This window comes from Eisenbergiella massiliensis (assembly GCF_003435485.1).
In genome coordinates this window covers 528947-555539 of record NZ_QVLV01000002.1, presented here as the reverse complement: position 1 = coordinate 555539, position 26593 = coordinate 528947, and the positions used below count along the sequence as shown (strand labels likewise).

Here is a 26593-nt window from a genome sequence, read left to right as displayed (position 1 = left end):
ACGCGTAAAACATGGCCGCCTCTGACATTTTTGTCAGAGGCGGTTTCTTTTGCTTACTCAGCCTGCCTGCCGAGCTGTCCATAAATATTCTGGGCGTCCAGAATATGGTAGGGGTCAGTCTGGTGATCTCCGGCTGCGCCTGCGGTGACAAGGATATATTCCCTGCCGTTGATAAGGGCGAGGCTGGCCAGGCACAGGCCGGCTTCGCTGGTGTAGCCGGTTTTTCCGCCCAGGATTTCACCGCCGGGGATGGAAGCGCTGTTCAGGGACTGGAACATGGAGCTGACAAAGGTGATGCCGTCCGGGTGGATATCAGTCGGGGAGGTGGTATAGCGGCTTGTGGTGAATACCTTACGGAATTCCTCATTGCCCAGGGCGTATGCAAGAAGAATGGAAAGATCCTCAGCAGTGGAGTACAGCCCCTCTTCATGCAGCCCGGTGGAATTGGCAAAGCGTGTATTTTTCATGCCAAGTTCCTCTGCCTTGCGGTTCATCAGGATTGTGAAGGCTTCCTCAGAGCCGGATATGGCGTTGGCAAAGGCCAGGCAGCATTCTGCGCCGGAGGGAAGAAGTATGCCGTAAAGCAGATCCCTGCCCTTTACGGACTCGCCGGGCTGGAAGCCCGCTACGGAGGCGTGTCTGAAATATAATTCAGAAAAAAGCTCCTCGGGAAGCCCTATCGGCTGATCCAGATCCGGTGTGTTTTCAATGGCCAGCAGTGCTGTCATTATTTTTGTCAGGGATGCGGGGTAAATGCGTTCCGATGCATTGCGGGATGCAAGTATGTCTCCGGAATCCAGTTCCTTCAGGATGGCACAGGGGCTGTACAGCGTGTCCATAGTTACGGCCGGAGAAGCAGCCTTCGTCTCTTCTGTGGAAATAAGGGAGGAGGGCGGAGCGTTGTAGCTTTCCATGCCGGAGCCGGTAAGGGCCGGAAGCAGGCAGAATTTAACCGCCGCGGCAAAAAGAAGGATAAAAATAAGGCTGACAAGCAATGTAACCTTATGTGCCAGGCTCATCCTGCGCGATTTTTTTCTCCGCCTCCTGCGTCTGCGGGATGTATCCCTGTGGTTGTAATTGACCTCTCTCATAAGTATGGCTGCCTTTCTTCATGGATTACAGAAAAGTGTAAGGATCCTGATAACTGGACGCTTACAGGCATCTGCGCATTATTTGTAACCTCGATGGGACTGAACGGTTACTATGTTTATTGTAATGAGCAGATGCCTTTCGTGCTTTAACTTTCCATTGTTTTTTTCCTAAGCTTTCCTGAGAAAAACTTAAGATTTTTACACAGGAGGCCTTAACGTGCATTTATGTATCATGATGCGTGGTATTTGCGGCGCAGCTATCCATATGGGGCGGCATTCTGCTTACAAAGGCAGGACCTTTGGAGCGGCATTTTTTTGCGCGGCCGGAGCGGGTGCTTTTCTCCGGTAGAGCCATAAGGAGAAGAACAGTGCGATAAATTCCGTCACAGGGAAGGTGAGCCAGACGAAGGCAAGCCCTTTGTAATGGAAAAGCCAGGCCAGGGGCACCAGAAGGGCCACTTGGCGTAGCAGCGTAATGCTGATGCTGGAAATTCCCCGGTTGATTCCCTGAAAGTATACGGTGAACATAATGACAAAGGCCGCGGGAAGAAAGCTGACGGAAATGATGCGCAGGGCGGTGCTCCCGATATCCAGAATTTCTTTTTTCGTGGAGAAGATAGACAGCAGCTGCCCTGGCACAGCCATAAAAACAGCACAGCCTAAGATCATGACCGTCAGGGAAAACAGGATGGAACAACGGAGCGTCTGCCTGGCCCGGTCATAGTTTTTCGCTCCGAAATTGAAGCTGATTATTGGCAGAATTACCTGCTGCAGTCCCAACAGCGGGATGAAGAAAAAGGTCTGCAGCTTATAATAGATGCCAAGAACCGTAACGGCGTCCTCCGTAAATTGTTTCAGTATCAGATTCAGGCCGATTATATACAGAGTGTATAAGGACTGCATGATGATGGACGGCATTCCTTCCCGGTAAATGGCAAGACACACGTAAGGATCCGGGCGCAGGCTCCCTTTTACCCGATGGGCAGGAACGCCTGGGGCAGCTGTAAGTTCTCCGGGAATACCGGCGCTTTTTTCCCCAGAGCACATGCGCAGCACCGGAAAAAGAACGATCAGCATGGCGGTCCATTGACCGATTACCGTAGCGGCCGCCGCACCCTGGATGCCCATGGCGGGCAGCCCCAGCTTTCCGAAAATGAGGAGGGGATCCAGCACAACATTGATGAGAGCGCCGACGATTTGGGCGCCCATGGGAAGAAGCATATTTCCTTTTGCCTGCAGAACCTTGGTACAGTTTGCCTCCAGGAACATCCCCAGGGAAAAGAGGAAGATAATCCGGGCATACTGCGTTGCATAAAGCCGGACAGAGGGCTGGCCGGAGGAGAAGCGGCAGTAGCTTTCCAGAAACAGTATGCCTGCGGCGGCAAAAAGAAGAAAATTGAAGATACCGAGACAGAAGCCGCTTCTTATCGTGTCATTCTGCGCTTCCTTTTCCCCTCTGCCGTCCATCCGGGATACCAGGATATTGATTCCGGTGCCGGTACCGGTGGCAATGGCGGTCATCAGCAGCTGCAGGGGAAAAATAAGGGACAGGGCCGTCAGCCCGTCAAAGGAGTATTGGGCCACAAAGTAGCTGTCCACAATATTGTAGACGGACTGGATCAGCAGGGCCAGCATGACGGGAGGGCATAATTTTAATAATAATTTCCATATGGGAGTCTGTTTCATAACGACACATCCTTTCTCTTTGCAAAGGATAAAGGATGGAGTTACTACACGGTCAAGAACTTTTTTGGAATATTTTTTTCATTATTTCAGGAAACAGGCCTGCTGCCTTTTTATGGCAGTTCTGGCTTTCGTGTCAGGTGTGCTTTGACTTCACAGTAGAAATCGTCAATGTAATCAAACAGCTGGAGCCCCAGTTCTTCCGCATAGACCGCGTCTGTTTCCCAGCCATTTTCTTCAATCCAGCGAAGCAGCGGGCCGAAATCCGCGGCGCCGTCCCTGATATGTACGAAGCAGACCGCGTATTCCCCGGCGGGAAAGGTGTACAGGCTTTCAGGTTTGACATGGGTGTAGCTGCAGTCCGCAATTTTCAGATATTCTCTGTCTTTGAAAAAAATACCGTTCTTCATCTGCTCCAAATCGAGGAAATATCCGTATTTGCGCTGAATGGTTTCCGCATACCGGAGTTCGTCCTTTGCTGCCTTCTGAAGGTTGGCATGATAATCGGGATCCTTTTTTCTTGCGCCGGTTATGAATTTTTCTTCCTCCAGCCATTTTTTCTCCACACGGTCCGAAAGGGTTCCGGCCGAAATCCGGATGTTTTCCTGCTCATACCAGGAAATGTCCCTGGCGACCTGCTGGTAGTATCTGCTCAACCGCAGGGCTTCGCTGCGGTAGTCCAGAAGCAGCTGGGTTATTTTGGCGTTATCATGAAGCTCCAGGATCTGTTTTACCTTTTCCAGGGGAATGCTTAATTTTCTGCAGGTGGTGATGATATCCAGCTGCCACAGATTAAAACGGGAGTAGTAACGGTACTGGTTGCATTCATCCACATAGTCGGGGACAAGAAGTCCCGTTTTGCTGTAAAAATGCAGCGTATCCTTGGGAATGCCGGTGATTTTGCTGACCTCGCCGATGAGATAATATCCTTCTTTCACAGAGAAACTCCTTTGCCTTTCTTTCTTTTCATTATCATAACGCAGAAAGTTCCGGCATACAATCATCGGATTCCTTTTCGCCGTCTTTTTCACTGCAATTTCCGTCCCGAAGCTCCTTCACAGCTTCCAGCTTGGCATAGAGGGTTTGTTCAAGAAATGTGACTCTGGTAAGCGTTTGAATGACGGAACAGTCAATTTCGAGTAAATCGTGTATGCTGTCAGCGATTTGGACCGCCTTCTGAAGCTTTTCACCTTCGGCGTTGAGAATATGGGACAGGGCGGCCTCGTTGAGCGCAATGGATTCCAGCAGACTGCAGAGGGAGGAGCAGCAGTTTTGGCATTCGCAGCAGTATCTGCAATTACATTTTCCGCCGCAATTACAGGCAGGGGTGCAGCCGTCCTTACATTTACAGCTGTCTTTGCATCGGCAGCTGTGATTGCAGCAGGGACTCTTACAACGGCAATCACATTTAGGCTTGCATTCATGTTTGCACTCACATTTATGGCTGCATTTATGTTCACTCTTTGGGGGGCATTTGCAGGGGGTGATATCGCAGACATCAATTTTGCATCTTGGCACGCATATGGTATGGTCAGGCTTGGCGGCCAGGATAGACAGGATAATTGCTTTTCTGTCAGGTTCCGGGCAGGTATGGAAGGCAATATCTATTACCCGGCAGGCGGCGGGAAGGCTGGCGGATGTTACCAGCCGGCCCTGGAATGTGAAAAACTGGATAACCTGTTTTCCGCCGCTGTCACAGACTGTGGCATAGCAGGATAAAACCGACAGGACCGATGAGAACTGGATGTTGTCAGCCTCTTGAAGCGTACGGATAAACTGGCCGTTCTTTTTAAATTCGGCGACCGTATTGGTGAAAGCGGCGAGGAAGGTATTGGTCTGACGGTGATAGGAGACGGCAGTTATGCGTGGACAACTGCCGTCCTGCGGACAGAGCCCGACCCTGCTTATTTCTTTCATTTCCCGGTCAAGTTTAAATAGTGTCTTTGCGGAGTCTTCGTTCCATGCCCAGAAACAATTCTCCTTATTATCATAGCTGATGGAAGTATAGGGCCTGCAGGTATCAATGAGGCAGCAGAGTATAAAATCCAGGCTGAATTTACAGATTTTAAGTTCTGAGGGCACAGTCAGGAAAAAATAATTTCCATCGAAGGCCATTCCTGTGTATTCTTTACAGCATTCCGGTGAAAAAGTGAGTGTGACATCCGGTATCAGCGTAGTATTCATTAAGTTTCTCCTGGTTAAGATTCAGCATTGTATTTTATCATATGCATTCCATGGGAGGAAGACCACACCGCCTTTGGGGCCAGGTAACAACGCACTTTTTTTTACATAAACTATAGCAGAGAAGAAGAAACAACCGGATACTGATGAATTCTCAATAATGATAAAAACGGAGGAAACGAATATGGGGATGCCCATTATAACGCCGGGGAACAGTACCTGTGAACAGGCGGTAACCAATTTAATTGAATCAGTTGCAATGCAGGAAAACGCATTGTCGCATATTTTAAATGCGGAAGGTGAGAAAATGCAGGCGATTATTTCCATGGAGGATGTCACCGCCGGACAGCTGTTGTCCATGAACCGCTCGGTGGACCAGATGGTAAACGCGGCCGCCAGACTGGAAATGATATTACAGGCCAAGGTGGAACTGGCCGGTCAGCTGTGCAGCCTTCCGGAAGATATCCTGACAGAGGAAGAGGGAGGTGGGTTATAGTATGGCTACCATATCAGGAAGAGTTATATTTGACAGAGACAGAAGCCTGACTGTATCCACCGGGGATTCAGGCATTGCCGGCATACCTGTTGTTCTGCAGAATACCGCGACGGGAGTACGGCTTACGGTGCTTACGGATGCCAATGGAAACTATTCTTTTATTAATGTGCCAAACGGTAACTACAGAATTGTGGAAGCCTACGGCACCCCGGGCGGAGTGGCCTCACCGGGGAATTTTGCGGATGCACAGGCGGGCAGCATACCTGTGGGAACAAATCCGCCGATTGGCGCCGTAACGAATCCGCCTGCAGGGAGCACGAACCTGGATTCCCTTACTCCGGATACGCTGTTTGTAACGGTTGCCGGCGCGGATATCGGAAATCAGAATTTTTTCAACGGTCCGGTGATCTATACGCCCATTGAAGCAATTTTGGACGAATGCGCCGTTATTTCCGGGGAAAATCTGATTGACGCCGCCGACGGCGGTACCTTTGGCACTTTCCCGCCGGGCACGCCGGCAAATACGGGTGCGCCCACAGAGCCATATCCAGGCGTCACCCCGGATTTCACATATGTTCTGCCTGACCCGGAAAACTATACGCCGATTGGCGGAGAGTATACGGTGCAGAATATCATGAATAACGCGTTAAGTGAGGCAATAGGCGCCTGGTGGAGAATTGCGGATCATACGGCGGGCAATGAAACAGGAAGAATGATGGTGGTAAACGGTTCGGATCCCGGCGCAGTTTTCTTCCGGGACACTGTGACGGTGCAGCCGAATACAAATTATCTTTTTACCGCATGGATCCTGAATCTTTTTAAAGTGACAGGATACCCGAATCCGGAGCTTGGGGTACGCATCCTGAATCCGGAGGGAGATGTGTTATACAGCGCCACCCTGGGAGCCTTGATTCCGGTCAATACGAATGCGCCGGAATGGAAGCAGATAGGCACGGCGCTTAATTCAAGGAATAACACGAGCCTGACCGTTGAATTCCTCAGTGAAGGGCCGGAGGTTATAGGAAATGATTATGCGATTGATGACGTTTCCTTCAACGAGATACTTGTGAGGGAATTTATTCCTGTAAAAACTGCCAGTACATCAACCGCAAGCGTAGGTGAGGTTATCGATTATACGGTGACTCTTACAAACACCTGTTCCAATCCACTGACAGACGTATTTTTCAGGGATGCAGTCCCGGCAGGCCTGGTGTTTGTCCCGGGCAGCGTCCTTGTCAATGGGAATCAGGTACAGACAGCCAATCCCAATACGGGCTTCACGCTGCCGGATATTCCGGGAGGCGGGATGGCTACGGTCAGATTTTCCGTATTGGCAGAATCGATCCCGGCACAGAACCCGACGGTGAACAACGCCGGTATTTCTTACTCTTATACACCGGTGGAAGGGGGAATCCCCGGAGAATTTGAAGTGACGTCCAATGAAGTCCCGGTGCTGGTAGAAGGTATGCTGGCGGATGTTTCCGTAGTTAAAACGGCCTCTGGTTCTGCCAGGCCGGGAGAAGCGCTGACCTATACGGTTACGGTATCCAATGCGGGCCCTTCCGAGGCTGAAAATGTGGTGCTGACGGATCCGGTTCCCGGAAGCCTTACGGGCGTGGAATTTTCTGCGGACGGCGGGACTATATTCAATCCCTGGACCGGAAGCCTGAACCTGGGCGTATTGGCCGCGGGAAGCTCCCGGACCATTCTCATCCGCGGGACCGTCATGGCGGAAGCTGCGGGAAGAATCGTCAATACGGCGCGTGTGGTCTCTTCCACACCGGATCCCCGGCCCGAAAACAATGTATCAACCGTTGTTTCAGGAATCCTGACTCCCAGATGCCAGGCGCTTGTGGATTTGGTAGGCTCCGTGGCTTTACAGGAAGCGGCGCTGGCCCGGATTTTAAATGCGGAAGGAGAAAAGATGCAGGCGTTTATTGGGATAGAAGGGGTAACGACGGAGGAGCTGTTCCGGCTTAACAGGTCGGTGGCAAACCTGATGGGAACCATTACCAGGTATGAAAACATTTTGCAAGCCAAGCTGCAGAATGTTTCCACACAGATGGAGGACTGTGCACTGACTGAGGAGATATAACGGGCAGAACCGGTTCCTTCCTTAAAACGATATTAATATGACATTTGCACAGAAAACCTGGTGTGCACCGTGTATTGACGCGGACTGCGCACCGGGTTTTTTGCGTCTACGAAGGCTGTCTTTGGGGCTGCGGTTTGTATCGTCTGCGCTTTTGTGATAAGATGAGACGTAAAGCCGGCGGAAACGGTTGGGTTTTGACTTATGGGCCGCAGACGGAGGGGCAGGAGAACAGGATGAAAAGGATTTTAATTATAGAGGATGATACGGATATCAATAATATGACAGCGGAATTCCTGCGGGAAAAGGGCTGCATAGCGGAGCAGGCGTTTTCAGGAACGGAAGGAAGGCTTCTGTGGCAGATGAAGGAGTTTGACCTGCTGCTTTTGGATCTGATGCTTCCCGGCCTGCCGGGCGGGGAGCTGCTCAGGCAGATACGGGCAGCCAGCCGGATCCCGGTTATTGTGCTGACTGCTAAAAATTCCCTGGACGACAAGGTGGAGCTTCTGGGTGGCGGCGCAGATGATTATCTGACCAAGCCCTTTGAACTGGAGGAGCTTTGGGTGCGTATCCTGGTGCAGCTGCGACATCGTGGGAATGCGGGCGGGGAAAAGGAGCTTACCTTCAAAGACTGGACGATTGATCCGCAGGCCAGGATACTGACGGCCGGAGGAAAAGCGGTGGATCTGACAGCCCATGAGCTGGGAATTGTGGAGCTCCTGATGCGGCATCCGAAAAAGGTTTTTACCAGGCAGGAGATTTATGAGGCTGTGTGGCAGCAGGATGCTTTTATTGAGGATAAGACGATCAATGTGCATGTGAGCAACATCCGGGCAAAGCTGCGCTCGGCAGGCGCCGGGGACTATATTTCCACTGTATGGGGAATCGGATTTAAGCTGACAGAATAACATTTAATACTTTCTTTATCTTTTCTTTGCGATTTCTCTATCTGTTTCTGCGATAGTAGAGGTATCGTAATTGACGGCAGACTGGCAGCTATAGATAAATTTTCACCTCAGCTGTGAAGGCGCCGGAAGGTTACGGGATATCAAAGAAGGAGGCAGCGGTAATGGAAGTGGTGCAGACAAGGGCGCTTTCTAAAGTTTATGGGAAAAAAAGTGCGGTGGATGAATTGTCGATGACGGTCCATGAGGGTGACATTTACGGATTTATAGGAAAAAATGGAGCCGGAAAATCAACGGCGCTGAAGATGTTGTGTTCGCTGGCGGCTCCCACGTCGGGAGAGATTGCCATATTTGGAAGGCCGGTTACGGACAGCGTGTCCAGAAAAAGGACAGGGATCCTGATTGAAAGTCCCGGCATTTACCCCGGACTGGGCGCGGAAGATAATATGATGCAGAAGGCGGTCTGCCTGGGGCTGGTGGATGGAAAAAAGAAGGTGCGGGAGCTGCTTTCCCTGGTAGGCCTTTCCGATACCGGGAAAAAGAAAACGAAACAGTTTTCCATGGGCATGAAGCAGAGACTGGGAATCGCCATGGCCCTGCTGGGCAGTCCCGATCTGCTGATTCTGGACGAGCCGGTAAACGGTCTGGATCCGGAGGGGATAGTAAAGGTACGCGCGCTGCTTCAGAAGCTGAACCAGGAGAGGGGCATCACTATCCTGATCAGCTCACATATCCTGGGTGAGCTGGGAAAGCTGGCGACCCGCTACGGGGTGATTCGGGATGGCAGGATGGTGCAGGAGATCACAGCGCAGCAGCTGGAAGAAAACTGCAGGGACTATCTGCATGTAAGGGTAAACCGGCCGAAGGAAGCGGCGGTGTGCCTGGAAAAGAAGCTGGGCCTGACCCAGTATGAGGTGCGTCCGGAGGGGCGGCTGCAGATTTACGGCAGCTGTGACGGCGGAGAGGTGAGCAATGCGCTCACGCAGGAGGGGATTGTGATACAGGAGCTGTACCGTCACCGGAGGGATACAGAAGAATATTTCCTGGAAATGATGGGAGGCGGAGAGAATGCTTAATATGCTGAGAATGGATCTTCGCCGTATGTTTCGTTCCAAAATGTTCTATATCGCTTTCCTCTGTCTGACTGCAGGAATCCTGATAATGATCATTATGCTTCACACAATAACGGATCCGGAGCTTCGTGAGCAGGCGATTGACGCGGGAATGAAATTCACCACCACGAATGATTCGGATTTCGATGAAATCAGGCAGATGTCGGAAACAGAGGCGCTCTGTTCCACTATTTACAGCGGTGGATTTTTCTTTGTTGCGCTTTATGTTGTGGCGGTTCTGTTTATCTGTTCTGATTTCAGCAGCGGCTTTGCCAAAAACATTTTTTCCTATAATGGAGGACGATGGCGTTATTTCGCCGGCAAAATGATCTGCATGTCGGTGGTCTGCGCTGTCTGGATAGCCGGATCCATGTTGGCTTTCCGGGTAATATGCAGGATTTGCGGTATGTACTTTGCGCCGGATGAACCGGGCGTCTATGCGGCTTTTTTCCTGGGATATCTGTTAATCGGGGCGGCTTATATGGCGCAGGGCCTCTTCCTCAGCGTGATGTTCAGAAGCGAGGGCGCCGGGATTGCGGCGGCAATCGTCGTGCCGGGCGGGATTCTGATAGTCATGGTGGAATCAATGCTTGGAAACTGGGGGCTTTCCATTAATGATATGACGTTATATGGCTGTGTGCAGAATATGACAGGATATCTTGTACAGGGGGATTCCTTTATGAAAGGCGCTGCAGTGGCAGGCGTATGGCTGGTAATCTGGTCAGCAGCCAGTCTCTGGCCGCTGTATAAAAAGGATATTTAGGCAGAAAAATCGTAATAGTTCAACTGCCGGAGCTATTACAGGAAAAGAGTTGTTCCCTATAAGGAGGGCGCATGAACTGGATAATCATGGGACTGGGCGCGGCTTTGCTGCTGGCGCTCCTCCGGCTGTGGCGTTGTGAAAGGCAGCTGAAGGACTGGGCGGAGCAGCTGGAGGAAACGGATGAAAACAGTAACCTGCGGTTGGGCACAAGTGTGCGCAGCCGCGCTTTCCTGCGCTGCTGCAGGGCAATGAACCATCGGCTGGAAAACGGGCAGCAGGCGCGGATACGCCTGGAAAATATGAGCAGGGAACTGAAATATACCGTATCCTGCGTCTCTCACGATATCCGCACTCCGCTGACAGGAGCGATGGGCTACCTGCAGCTTCTGGAAAACACTCCGGATGCTGCCAGGCAGAAGGAATACATCTCCATTATCCGCCGGAGGATGGAGGATCTTGAAGGGCTGCTGGAGGAGCTGTTCTTATTTTCCAAGCTGTCCAATGAAGAATACAGCATCGAATGCTCGGAAACAGCGCCATTCCCCGTGCTCTGCGATGTGCTGGCAGGCTTCTATTACAGGCTTACGGCCGCGGGTGTGGAGCCGGCAGTGGAATTTGGGGAAGAGGAAAGAGGCGTCTGGGGATCGGAGGAAGCGCTGCGCCGGATTTTTTCCAACCTGCTGCAGAATGCGCTGCGTTACGGAAGCGGGCGGTTGGAAATTAAAAGACAGGGAAACCGGATCACGTTTACCAATCCCGTAAAACAGCCGGAAACACTGGATGCGGACCGGCTGTTTGACCGTTTTTACCGTTCGGATGCGGCAAGGCATACCGGCGGCGCCGGACTGGGGCTGGCCAGTGTGAAAGGGCTGATGGAGAAAATGGGAGGAAGCGCTGCCGCGGCGGTGGAAGCCGGGCAGCTGACAATTATCCTGGAATTCAAAGCCCCGGGAAATTTGTGATATTTGCCTTCCGGTACTGCCCGGGAGGCATTCCTGTATATTTGCGGAAGGCCTTGTTTAAGTGGAATTCGTCATAGAAGCCGAAATTGACAGCCACCGTCTGCAGCTTTGCCTCAGGATAATCCAGGAGGAACTGCTGGACCATATGCATTTTTTCTTCCATCTGGTATTGATAGAAGGTTTTTCCATATTGGAGCTGAAAACGCCGGTTCAGCGTCCTGGCGCAGATGCCAAGCAGATCCGAAAGCTCCCCCGCGGTAAAGAACTTCTGTGGATTTTGGGCCAGCAGGGAAACGGACCGCAGCAGTACTTCATCATGAAAATGCGCTTCCTGTCCGCAGCATTCCTCCAGCTCCAGAAGCAGCAGTTCAAACAGCGTGTCCAGCTTCCGGTTCCGCCGGGGCGCAGGCTCATGCCAGATGGAGACAAGCTCCTGAAACAGCAGCTTTACCCGCGGCCGGCCGCCACAGTGAATCAGAGGGGGAAGAAGCGCGCCTTCGGAGGGTGTTTCCTTGCCGCATTGGAAGGTATCCTTATGTCCGGCGCCGATATGGAAGTATATGGTCTGCGTCCCGGGGAGGCAGTCCCTGACGCCGAAGTGATGCTGTCCGGCGTGCAGTATGAGCACATCGTCGTTTTCCATGAAAAAGGCTTCCCTGCCCTGGAAGATTTCCCATTGTCCATTTAGCATATATACAAAATCGTGCTCCTGCATGACACGGTCCGGATGGAGACAGCCCTGGGCATAGTAAATATAGCTTGCCGCGCTGATTTTCCTGGGGGATCCGAAGCTGTAAAAGGGCATCCGCAATCACCTTCTTTTTTTAGTATGAGTCCATAATATACATTTTTATTCCTCTTTGTCAATGGACGTTGGCGGGAGGATTTTTTATACTATAGAAAACCGCGGCAGGACAGACAGGTCTGCGCCGTAAGGAATGGGAAAGGAAGAATGAAGGATGAAAAAATTAAATGTAGTGCTTGTGGGTCTGGGCTTTGGAGGGGCGTTTGTCCCGATTTATAAGGATCATCCCGCCGTAGGGAACATTGGGATTTTTGACACGGATACCGGGCGGATGGAGGAATTCGCCCGCACGCACGGCATTCAAAGGCAGTATCACAGCTTTGATGAAATACTGCGGGATAAGGAAGTGGATGCGGTTCATCTGGTAACACCGATTCCGCTGCATGCCGAACAGACGGTGGCCGTGCTGGATTCCGGAAAGCATTGTGCCTGCACCGTGCCGATGGCGACATCCCTGGAGGATCTGGAGCGGATTACCGCCGCGGTGAGAAGAAGCGGGAAAAAATATATGATGATGGAAACCACGCTTTATACCAGGCAGTTTTTCTATGCCAGGCAGATGCTGGAAAACGGGGAATTCGGTAAAATTCAGTTTCTGCGCGGCTCCCATTATCAGGATATGGCGAACTGGCCTTCCTACTGGATGGGGCTTCCCCCGATGTGGTACGGGACCCATGCCATCGCGCCCATGCGGGTTATGGCAGGATCGAGGATACAGAAGGTACATTGCTTCGGCTCCGGCACCATGGAGGAATGGCTTGTCAGACAGTACCAGAACCCGTATCCTGTGGAAACGGCAATCTTCTCCTTTGAAAACGGGCTGAAGGGGGAGGCTACGAGGACGCTGTTTGAAACGGCCAGGGTTTATCAGGAGGGCATGTTTATTTACGGCAGTGAAGCGAGCTTTGAATGGGGCTTTGCAGACGATGATGATCCGGTGATTACAACCGCGCAGAGAGCGGAGGACGGAAGAAGAGGCGGAACCACGTCGGTGGAGGCGCGGGTGATGCCCAACTTTTATGAGATGCTGCCCAGGGAAATCCAGAAGCATACGGTAGGCGGCAATTATGATCCGCTCAATCCCCAGGATTCCCTTATCAGCGGCGCGGCGGGCGGCCATCACGGGTCGCATCCCCATCTGGTGAATGAATTCCTCAAAAGCATTCTGGAAGACAGGAAGCCTGCGGTGGATGAGGTGCTGGGAGGCAATATTACCGCGGCGGGAATCTGCGCGCATATTTCTGCCATGAAGGATGGGGCGGAGGTTGTGGTGCCGGAGTTTTAAAGCCTGAGTTTTATATGGTAAAATAGCAGTTGCAAATAACAATAATTTGACGTATGGTGCCGTAATTTTTTTACGGCACCATATTGCTGCTTTAGGAGAAAAAGGGTATACTGTGTGTGATTATCAGGTTTTAGGATAGAAGGTAGCTGATTAGTAAGATGATTATCTATGGCAGCAATGCGACCATAAAACAAATTTGGGAAAAATGTAAAGGAGAAAATCATGAGCGGAGTCGTAGGAAGCAGCACAGTGACACAGGTAGGATTTATTGTAAGAGACATTTATGAAACAAAAAAGAAATGGGCGCAGTTTCTCGGCGTAGAGGAACCACCGGCAGTGGAGGCGGGGGACTATGCGGTGACCCAGACCGAATACAAGGGACAGCCTGCGCCCGGCGCACAGAGTCTTCTGGCATTCTTTGATGTAGGGCCGGGACTGCAGCTGGAATTAATCCAGCCCAACGAAGAGCCTTCCACCTGGAGAGAATTCCTGGACAAGCACGGCGAAGGCGTACATCACCTGGCCTTTAACGTAAATGGTATGAATATGCAGCAGGCGGTGGTAAACTGTCAGGATTTTGGAATGACGCTGGAACAGAAGGGGGAATACGGCAGCGGAGACGGCAGGTATGCTTATCTGTCGGCTGAGAAGGATCTTAAGGTATTGATTGAGCTTCTGGAGAGTGATCACAAGTAAAATACCCACAGCGGCCGTCAAAAAGAACAAAGCGGGCAACGCATGTCCGTATTCCCATTTTTTTAAGGAAAGGGAAAACAAAAAAGAGGAGGGCAAATCATATGCGGATTGGATTATCTTCATCGTTAAAGCATGATACCCCGTCACAATGGGCAGAGAAAATGAAAGAGCTGGGCTGCGGGGCAGTAGTGTTCCCGGTGGATTATACGGCGCCGGAGGAACTGATTGAAGCTTATGCAGAGGCGGCAAAAAAGGCCGGCCTTGTCATTGCGGAGGTGGGCGCCTGGTGCAATCCGGTGGCACCGGCAGAAACAGAGCGCAGGGCGGCCATGGAGCGCTGCATCGGACAGCTGAAGCTGGCGGACAAAATAGGCGCCAACTGCTGTGTAAATATCGCAGGAAGCACAGGGAGCAGATGGGACGGCGCCTATAAGGAGAATTTCTCCGAAGAGCATTGGGAAAAGACGGTGAAATCCATCCAGGAGATCATCGATGCCGCCGCGCCGGTGAATACATACTATACGATTGAACCTATGCCCTGGATGGTGCCAAAGGATCCGGAGGAATATGAACGCCTGATTGCGGCTGTGGACAGAGAACGGTTTGCAGTGCACATGGATTTGGCAAACTGGATTACCAGCCCGGAAAAATATTTTAATAATGAAGACTTTATGGAAAAATGCTTCGATAAGCTGGGGAGCCATATCAAAAGCTGCCACATTAAGGACGTATGCCTTCAGGCGGAGTTTACCTTCCAGCTGAAGGAGACAGCCTGCGGGGAAGGAATTCTGAATCTGGAAAAATATGCCCGGCTGGCAGACAGAGTAAACCCGCAGATGCCCATGATCATTGAGCATCTCCATTCGGACGATGAATATCTGGAAAGCATCGCCTATCTGAAGGCAAGATTGGAAAAAGCCGGAATCCGTATGTGCAATTAAGCGCTCTGCGGAACCGTTATCATATTGAACTGCTGATATAAAGGGAGGACATCACTAATGGGAAAGTACTATCTGGACATGGAAAAATATAAACAGCTGGCCCGCCAGGCTGTGGCGGAGGGCTGCGTTCTGTTGAAAAACGAGAACAACACGCTGCCGGTAAAGAAAGGGGAAACTGTTTCCGTATTCGGCAGAATACAGCTGAATTATTATAAAAGCGGCACCGGCTCAGGCGGGCTAGTAAATACCCGCTATGTGACAGGAATCCTGGATGCGCTGCGCCAGGAAAAGGAGATACACGTCAACGAAGAGCTGGCGGCAGTCTACGAAAAATGGTGCGAAGGGCACCCTTTTGATAAGGGAAAGGGCTGGGGACAGGAGCCATGGTCCCAGGAAGAAATGCCTTTGCCGGACAATGTGGCAAAAAGAGCCGCTCAGATAAGCGACGTGGCGCTGGTTATCATCGGAAGGACCGCCGGGGAGGATCAGGATACCAAGGCTGAACCGGGAAGCTACCTGCTTACGGAAGAAGAGGAGGCCATGATCCGTACGGTAAGCAGACATTTTACCAGGACGGCGGTACTTTTGAATGTGGGGAATATCATTGATATGAAATGGGTGGAGACCTGTAAGCCCTCCGCTGTTCTTTATGTATGGCAGGGCGGAATGGAGGGCGGCAGCGGCGTTGCCGACGTGCTGACCGGCAGGGTAAACCCCTGCGGCCGTCTGAGCGATACTATCGCCCGTTCCATAGAAGATTACCCGTCCTCCTCCTGCTTTGGCGATCAGTACAGGAATTTTTATACGGAAGACATCTACGTGGGATACCGTTATTTTGAAACAACAGCCAAAGACAAAGTGCTTTACCCGTTCGGATTTGGATTGTCCTATACACATTTTTCCATGGAAACACTGGAATTTGCAGAGGACAGCGATTCCGTATCCTTAAAAATAGCAGTTGCGAATGAAGGAGAATTTCCCGGCCGCCAGGTAGTGCAGGTCTATGTTAACCCGCCCCAGGGAGTTCTGGGGAAGCCGCTGCGCAGCCTGGCCTCGTTTGCCAAGACCAGGGTGCTTATGCCGGGAGAAAAAGAGGAGCTTCCGTTTACTATATGGAAAAAGGAATTGGCCTCCTATGATGACAGCGGCGCGACGGGACATAAATCCTGTTATGTCTTAGAGGAAGGCACTTACCGCTTTTTTGCGGGAGAGGATGTGAGAAGCGCCGCTTTATGCGGCTCCTTTACGCAGCCGGAGCTGAAGGTGACACAGCAGCTTGAGGAAGCGCTGGCGCCTGTGACTCCGTTTTTCCGCTTGAAGCCGGAGGCTGTCTGCGGTAAAAAGACTGCGGAAGAGGCTGATGATTCCCTGGAACTGGAAATGGGAAAGGAGGCTGTGCCCCTGCGCACCATAAGCCTTGCGGACCGGATTCGGGAAAACAGGCCTGAAGCTGCGGCCTGCAGCGGCGATAAGGGCATTACCCTGGGAGATGTATATGATAAAAAGGCGGAACTGGACGAATTCCTTTCCCAGCTGACCGATGAGGATCTTGCCTGTATCGTGCGCGGAGAAGGAATGTGTTCCCCTAAGGTGACTCCGGGAACAGCAGGCGCCTTTGGCGGCGTGACGGACAGGCTGAAGGACTTTGGCATCCCGGTGGGCTGCTGCGCCGACGGCCCTTCCGGCATACGTATGGACTGTGGCACCCATGCCTTCAGCCTGCCCAACGGGACCTGCCTGGCCTGTACCTTTAATGAAGCGTTAGTGGAAGCCCTCTTTGAAATGGAAGGGCTGGAGCTGAGAAGAAACCGGGTGGATCTTCTTCTGGGGCCGGGAATGAATATCCACAGGAATCCGCTGAACGGAAGGAATTTCGAATATTTTTCAGAGGATCCCTATCTGACCGGGAAAATGGCGGCAGCCCAGCTGAAGGGCATGGGAAAAGCGGGAACCAGCGGAACGATCAAGCATTTCGCCGGAAATAACCAGGAATTTTCAAGAAATCTGGCGGATTCGGTAATTTCGGAAAGGGCACTGCGTGAAATTTATCTGAAGGGCTTTGAGATTGCGGTGAAGGAAGGCGGGGCGATCTCCATTATGAGCACCTACGGCCCGGTGAACGGCCTATGGACCGCCGGAAGCTATGACCTGCTGACCACGATCCTGCGGAAGGAATGGGGCTTTGACGGCCTGGTGATGACGGACTGGTGGGCGAAGATGAACGATGAGGGACAGGATGGAGATACCCGTAACACGGCGGCCATGGTGCGCGGGCAGAACGATGTATACATGGTGGTATCAGACGCTGCGTCAAACAGCGCCCAGGACAATACCCTGGAAGGCCTGGCCGACGGCAGGATTACCAGAGGCGAGCTGCTGCGCAGCGCCCGGAATATCTGCAGCGTACTGATGCGTCTGCCTGTTATGGATCGGTTCCTCAACCGGATTTCAGAGGAAGAACTGAAGGAGCAGAGGGAGAGCGCGGGAGAGGATGCACAGTTCCTGGATTTGAAATATCAGGAGGTGGATCGGGATACGCCGCTGGATATTTCAGGGATTTCCACGGAGAAGGGGGCTTCCTCCGTGCTGGGAGTGAAGCTTCTCCATCAGGGAATTTATGCCATTCAGATCAAAGCCAGATGTGATGCGGGCGAGCTGGCCCAGGTGCCCATGTCTATCTTTATGAACCATGGAGTGGTAATCACCTTTACCATCAACGGCACCCAGGGGGAATGGGTGGTACGCTCCTCAGATTTGGGAGAATTCCGTTTCCCGCACCAGTATCTGAAATTTTATTTCGGCCAGTCAGGCCTGGAGCTGGGAGAAGTGAGAATGATTTTAAAGGAAGAACTGCAGTAACGGTTTGGACGTAAGAATACCGGAAGGAAGAGAATGTTTTATGATAAACTATAAATGCGGCTGCCAGGTCACGGATGCGGTGATATTTGATATGGACGGCGTGATAGTGGACAGTGAAATGCTGTATCTGAACTTACGCTGGCAGTTTGCCAGGGAGAAAAATCCGGAAGTGACGCTGGAAGAGCTGTATCCCACGGTGGGCCGCTCCTCGGAAGGCAGCTGGTCCCTTGTGGCGGAGGCGGTGCATAACGGAATGACCTGGCAGGAGCTTCTGGCGGAATACCGGAAAACCGTGGTATGCACCTATGCCTCGATTGATTTTGCCAGTGTGTTCCGCAGGGAAATACCGGGGGTGCTGGAGAGTCTGAAGCAGCGGGGAATCCGGCTGGCATTGGCCTCCTCCAACGGTCTTTCCATTGTGGAAAAAATCCTTACGGATAACGGCATACGCCCTTATTTCGAGGTGGTGGTCAGCGGAGAGAGCTTCCGGCGCAGCAAGCCGGATCCGGAAATTTATCTGCACACGGCTTCCTGCCTGGGAGTGGAGCCGCAACGCTGTCTGGTGGCGGAGGATTCCACCGCAGGCATTACGGCGGCCCACCTGGCCGGGATGAGGGTCGCCGCGGTGGTGGATGACAGGTTTGGCTTTGACAGGTCGCTGGCAGATTATGAGGTGAAACAGATCTCAGATATTCTGCAGCTGGTCGAAGGGAAAACGGATGAAAAAACGGGTGGACAGGATAAATAGAAAAGCAGTAACGGTTCAGCCTGCTGAGCTGTTATCGAAAAAGGGCTGACGCATGGAGGCGGCAGACGGGAGGCGCTGTTGTTTTACAAGGCTGCGGAACATAAGGTAATTATAAAGGATACTGCCATGGATTATGTGGAATTCGGCTATGGCAGCAGGCCGCTCATAATTTTGCCCGGACTGGGCGACGGGTTGAGAACCGTTCACGGTCAGGCCGTCAATCTGGCTTTTTACTACAGGAAGATTGCCCCCTATTACCGGGCGTATATTTTCAGCAGAAAAAATAAGCTGGAAGAGGGTTGTACGACGAAGGATATGGCAGAGGATCTGTGGCTGGCGCTGGAACAGCTGCGTCCATGGAATACGGAAAAAATTTACCTCATGGGGATATCCCAGGGCGGTATGATTGCCCAGCATTTTGCCATAGCCCATCCGGATATTGTGGAAAAACTTGTTCTGGGGGTGACTGCGTCCAGGCAGAACGAAATCCTGAAAAATGCTGTTAACGGGTGGATGGAGATGGCGGCAAAGGGCGATTACAGATCGCTGATGACAGATACAAGCGAGAAGACATATTCCCTGAAAACACTGAAAAAATACAGGCCTCTTTATCCGCTGCTGTGCAGGGTGGGAAAGCCGGAGGATTTCAGCCGGTTCCTCATCCAGGCGGAGTCCTGCCTCACCCATAATGCCTATGAAGAGCTTTCCGGGATAAGCTGCCCTGTCCTTATCCTGGGAGGAGGCGACGATAAAATTGTGGGGACAGGCGCCGCGCCGGAAATGGCAGAAAAAATCAAGCAGTGCAAAATGATAATTTATGAAGGACTGGGACATGGCGCTTATGATGAAACTGAGGATTTCAACCGCCAGGTCATGGATTTCCTGAATGAGACAGCTTTGGAGGAAAACGTATGAGAAGAAAAGACAGAGAAATTACGGAACCGGCCAAAATACGGGAGATTATTGAAGCCAGCCATTGCTGCAGGCTGGGTTTTTTTGACGGAAAAGAGGTTTACATTGTCCCTCTGAGCTTCGGTTATGAAGAAGAGGAGGGCAGGAGATTTTTCTATTTTCACAGCGCAAGGGAAGGCAGGAAAATCGATTTGATTTCGGCAGCGCCTTCTGTGGGGTTTGAACTGGATACGAATTATGAGCTTGTGGAAGGGGATCTGGCATGTAATCATTCCGCGCGTTTTCAGAGCGTAATCGGTACGGGCCGCGTCAGCTTTGTGGATGCAGCGGAGGAAAGAAAGGCGGCGCTGCAAAGCATCATGCGCCATAATACCGGCAGGGACGACTGGGAGTTTTCGGATGCGATGGCAGAAGCGGTGCGCATCCTCAGGCTGGACGTGACGGAGCTGTCCTGCAAGGAGCATCCGTAGAAGCTTTTGCCAGGCAGGCCGGAGCTGCTGCACGGCGGCTTTTTGCCTTTTGCCGTCGGCAGCAGATAAATCAACGATGCGTTTTTTTACATAGATCTTGTATTCAGGCAATCACAACTCGTTAATAGTGTCTGTAACCGCCATATTACGAATACGCTTTGCTGGTGTGTGAACCGCAGCAATACACGAAAATGAAATCAATAAAATAATAATTGCTATTGGAGTGACAGGAATTTTCCATACGCCGCCAAAATGGCTTAAAATAATCTTCACATAAATAAGATAGTGAAGCAGCAGGCCGAGTACAATTCCAACAATCGTACCGCTGGCAGCGTATGTAACGGCTTCGGCAGCTATCATTTTCGTTACTTGCCGGCTTTCCATGCCAACAGCGCGCATTGCGCCATATTGCTTAATCCTTGCAGATACGCCTATGGAAATACTGTTCATAATATTCAGCACGGTGATAAGGGAAATAATCGCCAGAAAACCGTATGCTGCAAGACGGAACACCCAGTAGGAGCCGTTGACATCTCTATTTTCTTCCCTATTATCCAAAAACAGATAATCACCAGCCAGATCACAAATTCTATTTACGTCTGCCTCAGAAACATCTTTTTCCAGCATCACACTAACCATCATATAGTTTTGTTCACCCAGCAGGCGTGTATAGGTTTCTTCCGAGCAGACCATTGTAGCCGAACCGCTGACGCTTCCCACTCCCTCGGAAACGATACATGCAATTTCAATTTCTTCACCTCCGATTTTAATTTTATCGCCAACGCTTAGCCGTTTATCCTGATTATAGATTGCCAACGCATAGCCGGAATTTCCATAGACCTTTGATAAATCGCCGCTCATAACAGAGTTCTTGAAATTGTCAATCATGAACTTATTATAAGAGAAAAGATCAACCGTTTCTGCCCTTCCATTAATTTCAACAGGGTATGCAGCATTAAGCATAGTACCAAAAACAGTTTTCACACCGGGTATTTCTGAAATTTCTTCTACCAGATCCCTGGTTACAGAATTTGCATCTTTTTCACTGCTGATTGTAATGTCTGGTGTAAAGTCGCTTATAGACGGGAGCAGCTTATGCACAAGATCAAGGCAGGCGGAAAATGCAAGAAACAGGACGATCATAAGGGCAAAGGAACCTGTAATAAGCAGAAGATTTTTCTTTGCGCCGGTTGCATGATGAATACCCAAAGAAGTTTCCACTTTGAAAAACCTTATTTTTGTGATGCGGCTAACCTTTTTCGATACATTTGCATTGCCGGATACTGCTGCTACTGGCGAAACCCGTGCTGCCTGCTTCGCAGGGGAATGGGCGGCAATGAATACAGTGACAACACCAACGGCAGCGCCGCTGAGAATACCGCTTATGCTTACTGCAAAAAGCGGCATATCCACCCACTCGCCTTTTACCAAAATTTTTAAAACCGCGCATAATATCCAGCAGGTTATGGTTCCCAAGGCACAACCGATCGGAATTGCTGTTTTACACCAGTTCAATGCCTCAAGCCGTACAAAACGTATGATTTGCTGTTTACTGGCACCAATACAACGCATCATCCCAAAAAATGCTGTACGTTGTGTCACATTGCTGTTCATACAGCTTGAAATCATAAAAACGCCTGAAACTAAAATGATAATGAAACAGACGGCTGCCAGAGGATAGAGCTGGCTTACACTTTTATTGCTGCTGGCTCCCAATATTCCCAAAAGACCCATATTTTCTTTTACATTTGCGGCGGTAAGATTGTATTGCTGCTTCAAGTCTGCAATCGCTTTTTTCAGGCCGCTTTCTTTTTTAAAGCGAATGTAGAATTGAGGGGCGGGCTCCGTACCGTTCATGGCAGAAATTTCATCAAATGCCGCCCGGTTCATATACACACAGGTTCCGTCAATAATATTGTTAAATTCAGTATCATCCTCATAGAAGCCGGAAATGGTATATTCAAAATCCCCCGCAGGTGTATTTAAGGTAATCCTGTCGCCAACCGTAATTCCGAATAAATCTTTTGCGTCAGCACTAAGAGCAGCTTCCTTTTCACTTTGCGGATAAGAACCCTCCAACGGGTAATTCATAATATTTGTTGTGTATGTTTCCTCAACACCATACAAAGCAGCATTTTTACCGCCTGTGTAATAACCTTGATCTGCACTGGTGTTTATTTCGTTGTACCATGAAGAAAAAGCAACATCAGAGGTTTCCATAATCTGTTTCGCTTCATTCTCTGATACATTTTGGAGGGCAATGTGCCAGTCCCCTTGATTGTGGCGCATTGTAGTGGTTTCTGCCTTTGTCCACATCTCTGCCATGGAAAAAATAGATGTTACCAGAAATACCGCAAGAATAATACAAATGCGGGTCATACGGCTTTGGCGTTTATGGACGCGCGCAGAAATAGGCACAAGGCTAAGGTAGCTTTTCATTCGCGGCACCTCCCAAAATCGGTCAGCTGCCCGTCGGATACCTGCAAAATCCTGTCGGCTGTCTGTGCGATACTTCTGCTATGGGTAATCATTACAATGGTCTGCTCATATTTTCTGGACGCCTCTTTCAGTAATGCAATGACTTCACTTGTATTTTGTGTATCAAGATTTCCGGTCGGTTCGTCGGCAAGTATCAGCGCCGGACGTGTCATTAAAGCGCGTCCGATTGCCACACGCTGCTGCTGGCCGCCGGAAAGCTGACTGGGAAGATGGCGGCGGCGTTCTTTTAGGTTAAGGACAGTAAGCAGCTCTTCCAGATATTTCATGTCCGGCTTCTGATAGTCAAGCAATACGGGAAAAACAATGTTCTGCTCCACGGTTAATTCCGGTATCAGGTTAAAACTCTGAAAAATAAAGCCAATATTCCTGCGCCGGAAAACGGTTAAATTACGTTCTTTCATAGAGAAGATGTCCTTGCCGTCAATAAACACCTTGCCGGAGGTGGGCGTATCCAGGGCCCCCACCATGTTCAGAAGCGTACTTTTCCCGGAGCCGGACTCCCCAACGACGGCAACAAATTCTCCTTTGGGGACAGAAAACGTCGCTTGTTTTAATGCGTGTACGGCAACTTCGCCATTTCCATAAGTTTTTGAAATATTTTTAACTTCTAATAAATCCATTCTATTAACACCTCTTTCTGTTTTGATATAAAAAGAGTAGCATACGAACCCTACTGCGAGATGACGCACAGCCTACAATTTTGTAGGAATCAGAAAATTGATGGTAAAGGTAGTTCCAACACCTGATAAGCTGTTTCTTTTGATTGTTCCATTATGCGCCTTAATAATAGTTTTTGTCAAAGGAAGCAAAAAAGAGTAAAATAAAGTATAAAAATAAGGAAAAGGGGATTTTAAATGGACGGTATACTTCATATTGTCAGTAAGGACAAGGATTACTGGAAAAACAGAAAAGTAGGAAATATCACTGCGGGCGAAGACACACTGGAGCTGACAGGGGGAAAGAAACAGGAAATCCTGGGTTTCGGCGGCTGTTTTAATGAGCTGGGCTGGGCTGCTCTGTTGAAAACGGAGCCTTCGGTACGGGAGAATTTTATCAGGGAGCTTTACGGAAAAGAGGGCTGCGCCTTTAATATGGGCAGGGTTCCCATCGGGGCCAATGATTTCAGCCTGGAATGGTACAGCTGCGATGAGACGGATGGGGATTATGAGCTGAAGGATTTCAATGTGGAGCGGGACAAGGAATATACGGTTCCCTATATCAGGGAAGCACAGAAATACTGTCCCGAATTAGAGCTTTTTGCCTCTCCCTGGAGTCCTCCCACCTGGATGAAGACGAAGAAGGTCTATAATTACGGACGGATCCGCATGGAAGAGAAGGTGCTGGACGCCTATGCAAGGTATTTTGTGAAATTTGTAGAGGCCTATAAGGAGCTGGGTATCCCGGTGTCCATGGTTCATGTACAGAATGAGCCCATGGCGGATCAGAAGTTTCCCTCCTGCCTGTGGCATGGCAGCGATATGAGAGATTTTATCAAAGGATATCTGGGGCCGGCCTTTGAAAAAAGCGGCCTGGGAACCCAGATCTGGCTGGGGACGATAAACGGTCCTTTTGTGGATTTCCGCTGGCCGGGCTACGGCGCACCCTATGAAGAATTTTATGATCAGTTTGCAAATACGATCTTAAGCGATAAGGAGGCCAGAAAATATCTGACCGGAGTAGGCGTGCAGTGGGGCGGAAAGCATCAGCTGGAGCAGATCGAGGCGAGTTTCCCGGAAATGCGTATCATGCAGACGGAAAGCGAGTGCGGAGACGGGAAAAATGAATGGGAGCAGGCGGAATATATTTACTTCCTGATGTGGTATTTTTTCCGGCACGGGGCGGAAGCGTATACCTATTGGAACATGGCGTTGCCGGAGGGCGGAGTGTCCAGCTGGGGCTGGTCCCAGAATTCACTGGCAACGGTGGCGGAGGATACGGGCGAACTGACGTTGCAGCCGGAATTTTACCTGATGAAGCATTTTTCCCATTTTATCAAACCGGGAGCCAGGTTGCTGGAAACAAAGGGGCACTGGACTGCAAATGCCCTGGTTTTTGAAAATCCGGACGGACAGCTGGTGGTTACGGTAATGAACAGCATGCACCAGGACAGGGTATTTACCTTCTTATGTAAGGAAAAATCCTTCTCGGCGGTGATAGAAGCCCATTCAATGAATACTTTCGTGATTGACGGAGGGCGCGGCTGATTTTTCCTGACAGATGCTCACGCAGGAAACGAAGTGCTTTGCGATGGGGACGGGGAATGCCCTTTACAGTAGTAAAGGGCAATGCGGGTTTCGATGGGCGGCAGGACGGGGATAACGCTGATGTAATTCTGTCCGTCCTCCGTTAGCTCCAGGCACCGCGTTGTCCGGTGAAAAAGGCTGACTTCAAGCCCCATACGGTAAAACTGTTGTAGAGGGCAAAAGGGTGAGCTTATATTGATACAGTGGTTGACTTTATGCGATATTTATGTAAATATAAAATAAGATTTTGTATTTGCATAAGATAATATTTTTTTTACATGCTAATTAGGGGAGGAAAATCCGCTGAACGCAAAGAAACCGTATTTTGCTCCGCAAAACAAGTAGGAGGACTGCTATGTATATAGAAAGGACCATAGAGCCAACCATCAAAAAAATAAGTGAAACATTTCCCGTATTAATTGTAACAGGGCCAAGGCAGGTAGGAAAAACGACACTGTTAACCCGGCTGGCGGATCCAAATAGAAAAATTGTTTCCCTGGATAATCCGACTATACGTGCATTTGCCAGGAGCGATCCTGAAATGTTCCTGCAAAGGTATGCCCCTCCCGTATTAATAGATGAGGTACAGTATGCGCCTGAATTATTGGACTATATTAAGGGATATGTGGACAGGAAGAAAACATGCGGAGATTTTTGGCTGACCGGTTCACAGACCTTTCATATGATGAAAAAAGTGACGGAGTCTCTGGCCGGCAGGGCAGGGATTGTAAAAATGCAGGGACTTAGCAACAGTGAAATACGCGGGAAACATTTTGCACCGTTTCAGGTTGACATTCCGGAACTGATGAATCGTATGAGTGATACGGAGCCTATGAATATCATACAGATATTTTCCCGTATTTATAAAGGCGCTATGCCACGCTTATATGAAAATGAAAATGTTGATAAAGAACAATATTATGAATCTTATCTGGAGACATATATCAGCCGCGATATCAAAGACCTGACTCAGGTTGCGGATGAATTGAGTTTCCTTAATTTTATGACAGTTGTCGCAGCGCGTACCGCAACAAATGTTAATTATGAAGCTTTGGCGGGCGAGGTTGGAGTTTCAGCGCCCACAGTGAAGCAGTGGATGTCCATATTGGTTTCTTCCGGCCTGGTTGCATTAATCCCTGCATTTTCCAATAATGCTCTGAAGCGTGTCATCAAGGCCCCGAGAATGTATTTTCTGGATACCGGATTATGTTCCCATCTGACAAGATGGAGCAGTGCGGAGGTTATGGAGCGCGGTGCCATGGACGGGCAGTTTTTTGAAACCTGGGTGGTGTCTGAAATATACAAAAGTTATATAAATGCCGGAAAGAATCCGCCGCTCTATTTTTACAGGGACAGCAATAAGAAAGAAATTGATTTGATTATTTATCAGGATGGAATTGTAAGTCCGGTGGAAATAAAGAAAGGCTCGGCACCTAAGGATGCTGTTAAGAATTTTTCTGTTCTGAATCCGATAGAAGAGGAGGCTGCTTCGGAGGATGTATTTTCAGGGACAGCGCATCTGAAAACAAAAGTTGGCACCGGCGCGGTAGTATGTATGCCGCCTGATTTAATTCCTGTTGATCGGAAAAACTGGTATGTGCCGGCATGGATTATTTAGACGGAGCTGGAAGATGGGGCACATTTTGTACAGGCGGATTCCGCCTGCAATAAAAAATTTATAAAACTGCCTGTGGAAAAATGCGTGGGCATAATCAGGGAGCCTGGATGCAGGCTCTCTTTTATATTCAGGCAACTTATGGTTGCGAAAAAGAACTTTCAAAATGATGGTAAGTAAAACACCTTCTGTGTATAATAATCAGTAACAGTTCAGGACAGCGGAAATAATTACT

The 26593-nt window shown here is 50.1% G+C and carries 22 protein-coding genes; 15 read left to right on the top strand and 7 right to left on the bottom strand.

Annotation, left to right across the window (positions count from 1 at the left end; all coding sequences use genetic code 11):
- Positions 1-53 precede the first annotated feature (53 nt).
- The 4 genes from DXC51_RS05085 to DXC51_RS29435 form a co-directional block, all read right to left on the bottom strand.
- Entirely contained in the window at positions 54-1091 is a 1038-nt protein-coding gene (locus DXC51_RS05085) for a D-alanyl-D-alanine carboxypeptidase family protein (protein WP_117543996.1), read from the bottom strand.
- Positions 1092-1373: 282 nt separating this feature from the next.
- Complete coding sequence (locus DXC51_RS05080; RefSeq protein WP_117543995.1) at positions 1374-2777, bottom strand: MATE family efflux transporter; 1404 nt, start codon at positions 2775-2777, stop codon at positions 1374-1376.
- Between the two features lie 110 nt (positions 2778-2887).
- Entirely contained in the window at positions 2888-3712 is an 825-nt protein-coding gene (locus tag DXC51_RS05075) for a MerR family transcriptional regulator (protein WP_117544033.1), read from the bottom strand.
- Positions 3713-3746: 34 nt separating this feature from the next.
- Positions 3747-4958, bottom strand: coding sequence for an alpha-helical endospore appendage domain-containing protein (locus tag DXC51_RS29435; RefSeq protein WP_181970029.1), 1212 nt, complete (start codon positions 4956-4958; stop codon positions 3747-3749).
- Positions 4959-5139: 181 nt separating this feature from the next.
- Here DXC51_RS29435 and DXC51_RS05065 point away from each other — a divergent pair, with 181 nt between their 5' ends.
- The 6 genes from DXC51_RS05065 (at position 5140) to DXC51_RS05040 (ending at position 11285) form a co-directional block, all read left to right on the top strand.
- Positions 5140-5451: an alpha-helical endospore appendage domain-containing protein gene (locus DXC51_RS05065; protein ID WP_025489548.1), complete on the top strand. Its 312-nt coding sequence runs from the start codon at positions 5140-5142 to the stop codon at positions 5449-5451.
- 1 nt (position 5452) lies between these two features.
- Complete coding sequence (locus DXC51_RS05060; protein WP_117543994.1) at positions 5453-7546, top strand: DUF11 domain-containing protein; 2094 nt, start codon at positions 5453-5455, stop codon at positions 7544-7546.
- Between the two features lie 233 nt (positions 7547-7779).
- Positions 7780-8451 (top strand): response regulator transcription factor, encoded by a 672-nt coding sequence (locus tag DXC51_RS05055; protein WP_117543993.1) that lies wholly within the window; start codon positions 7780-7782, stop codon positions 8449-8451.
- A 161-nt stretch (positions 8452-8612) separates the two neighbouring features.
- The gene (locus DXC51_RS05050; protein ID WP_117530565.1) at positions 8613-9524 is read left to right on the top strand and encodes an ATP-binding cassette domain-containing protein; all 912 of its coding nucleotides are present in this window, start codon (positions 8613-8615) and stop codon (positions 9522-9524) included.
- Positions 9517-10323 (top strand): ABC transporter permease, encoded by an 807-nt coding sequence (locus DXC51_RS05045; protein WP_117543992.1) that lies wholly within the window; start codon positions 9517-9519, stop codon positions 10321-10323. Before DXC51_RS05050 ends, DXC51_RS05045 begins: the two co-directional genes overlap by 8 nt.
- 71 nt (positions 10324-10394) lie before the next feature.
- Positions 10395-11285 carry a sensor histidine kinase gene (locus DXC51_RS05040; protein ID WP_117543991.1) on the top strand — a complete coding sequence of 297 codons (891 nt, stop codon included), beginning with the start codon at positions 10395-10397 and terminating at the stop codon, positions 11283-11285.
- Here the strand turns inward: DXC51_RS05040 and DXC51_RS05035 are convergent.
- Positions 11263-12090, bottom strand: a complete 828-nt coding sequence (locus DXC51_RS05035) for a helix-turn-helix domain-containing protein (protein WP_117543990.1) — start codon at positions 12088-12090, stop codon at positions 11263-11265. The two genes, DXC51_RS05040 and DXC51_RS05035, sit on opposite strands and share 23 nt — an antisense overlap.
- A gap of 154 nt (positions 12091-12244) precedes the next feature.
- On the opposite strand from DXC51_RS05035, the gene DXC51_RS05030 reads away from it, so the two are divergent.
- The 7 genes from DXC51_RS05030 to DXC51_RS05000 all read left to right on the top strand — a co-directional run bounded on the left by DXC51_RS05030 (position 12245) and on the right by DXC51_RS05000 (position 20001).
- Complete coding sequence (locus tag DXC51_RS05030) at positions 12245-13375, top strand: Gfo/Idh/MocA family protein (RefSeq protein WP_117543989.1); 1131 nt, start codon at positions 12245-12247, stop codon at positions 13373-13375.
- A gap of 222 nt (positions 13376-13597) precedes the next feature.
- Positions 13598-14071 (top strand): VOC family protein, encoded by a 474-nt coding sequence (locus DXC51_RS05025; protein ID WP_021638641.1) that lies wholly within the window; start codon positions 13598-13600, stop codon positions 14069-14071.
- A 101-nt stretch (positions 14072-14172) separates the two neighbouring features.
- On the top strand, positions 14173-15012 hold the full coding sequence (locus DXC51_RS05020; protein WP_117543988.1) for a sugar phosphate isomerase/epimerase family protein: 840 nt from the start codon (positions 14173-14175) through the stop codon (positions 15010-15012).
- A gap of 57 nt (positions 15013-15069) precedes the next feature.
- On the top strand, positions 15070-17871 hold the full coding sequence (locus tag DXC51_RS05015; RefSeq protein WP_117543987.1) for a glycoside hydrolase family 3 protein: 2802 nt from the start codon (positions 15070-15072) through the stop codon (positions 17869-17871).
- Between the two features lie 40 nt (positions 17872-17911).
- A complete protein-coding gene (locus tag DXC51_RS05010; RefSeq protein WP_117543986.1) occupies positions 17912-18619 on the top strand; it encodes an HAD family hydrolase in 708 nt (235 codons plus the stop codon).
- Positions 18620-18697: 78 nt separating this feature from the next.
- The gene (locus DXC51_RS05005) at positions 18698-19534 is read left to right on the top strand and encodes an alpha/beta fold hydrolase (RefSeq protein ID WP_181970028.1); all 837 of its coding nucleotides are present in this window, start codon (positions 18698-18700) and stop codon (positions 19532-19534) included.
- Entirely contained in the window at positions 19531-20001 is a 471-nt protein-coding gene (locus DXC51_RS05000) for a pyridoxamine 5'-phosphate oxidase family protein (RefSeq protein ID WP_021638636.1), read from the top strand. Before DXC51_RS05005 ends, DXC51_RS05000 begins: the two co-directional genes overlap by 4 nt.
- A 111-nt stretch (positions 20002-20112) precedes the next feature.
- Here the strand turns inward: DXC51_RS05000 and DXC51_RS04995 are convergent, their stop codons facing one another.
- Together DXC51_RS04995 and DXC51_RS04990 are read right to left on the bottom strand one after the other, a co-directional pair.
- Positions 20113-22440 (bottom strand): ABC transporter permease, encoded by a 2328-nt coding sequence (locus DXC51_RS04995; RefSeq protein ID WP_117543985.1) that lies wholly within the window; start codon positions 22438-22440, stop codon positions 20113-20115.
- Positions 22437-23120 carry an ABC transporter ATP-binding protein gene (locus DXC51_RS04990; RefSeq protein ID WP_021638634.1) on the bottom strand — a complete coding sequence of 228 codons (684 nt, stop codon included), beginning with the start codon at positions 23118-23120 and terminating at the stop codon, positions 22437-22439. The genes DXC51_RS04995 and DXC51_RS04990 overlap by 4 nt, the downstream gene beginning before the upstream one ends.
- Before the next feature lie 234 nt (positions 23121-23354).
- Here DXC51_RS04990 and DXC51_RS04980 point away from each other — a divergent pair, with 234 nt between their 5' ends.
- Together DXC51_RS04980 and DXC51_RS04975 are read left to right on the top strand one after the other, a co-directional pair.
- Positions 23355-24704 (top strand): glycoside hydrolase family 30 protein, encoded by a 1350-nt coding sequence (locus DXC51_RS04980; RefSeq protein WP_117543984.1) that lies wholly within the window; start codon positions 23355-23357, stop codon positions 24702-24704.
- Positions 24705-25098: 394 nt separating this feature from the next.
- Positions 25099-26361: an ATP-binding protein gene (locus DXC51_RS04975; RefSeq protein WP_117543983.1), complete on the top strand. Its 1263-nt coding sequence runs from the start codon at positions 25099-25101 to the stop codon at positions 26359-26361.
- Positions 26362-26593 lie beyond the last annotated feature (232 nt).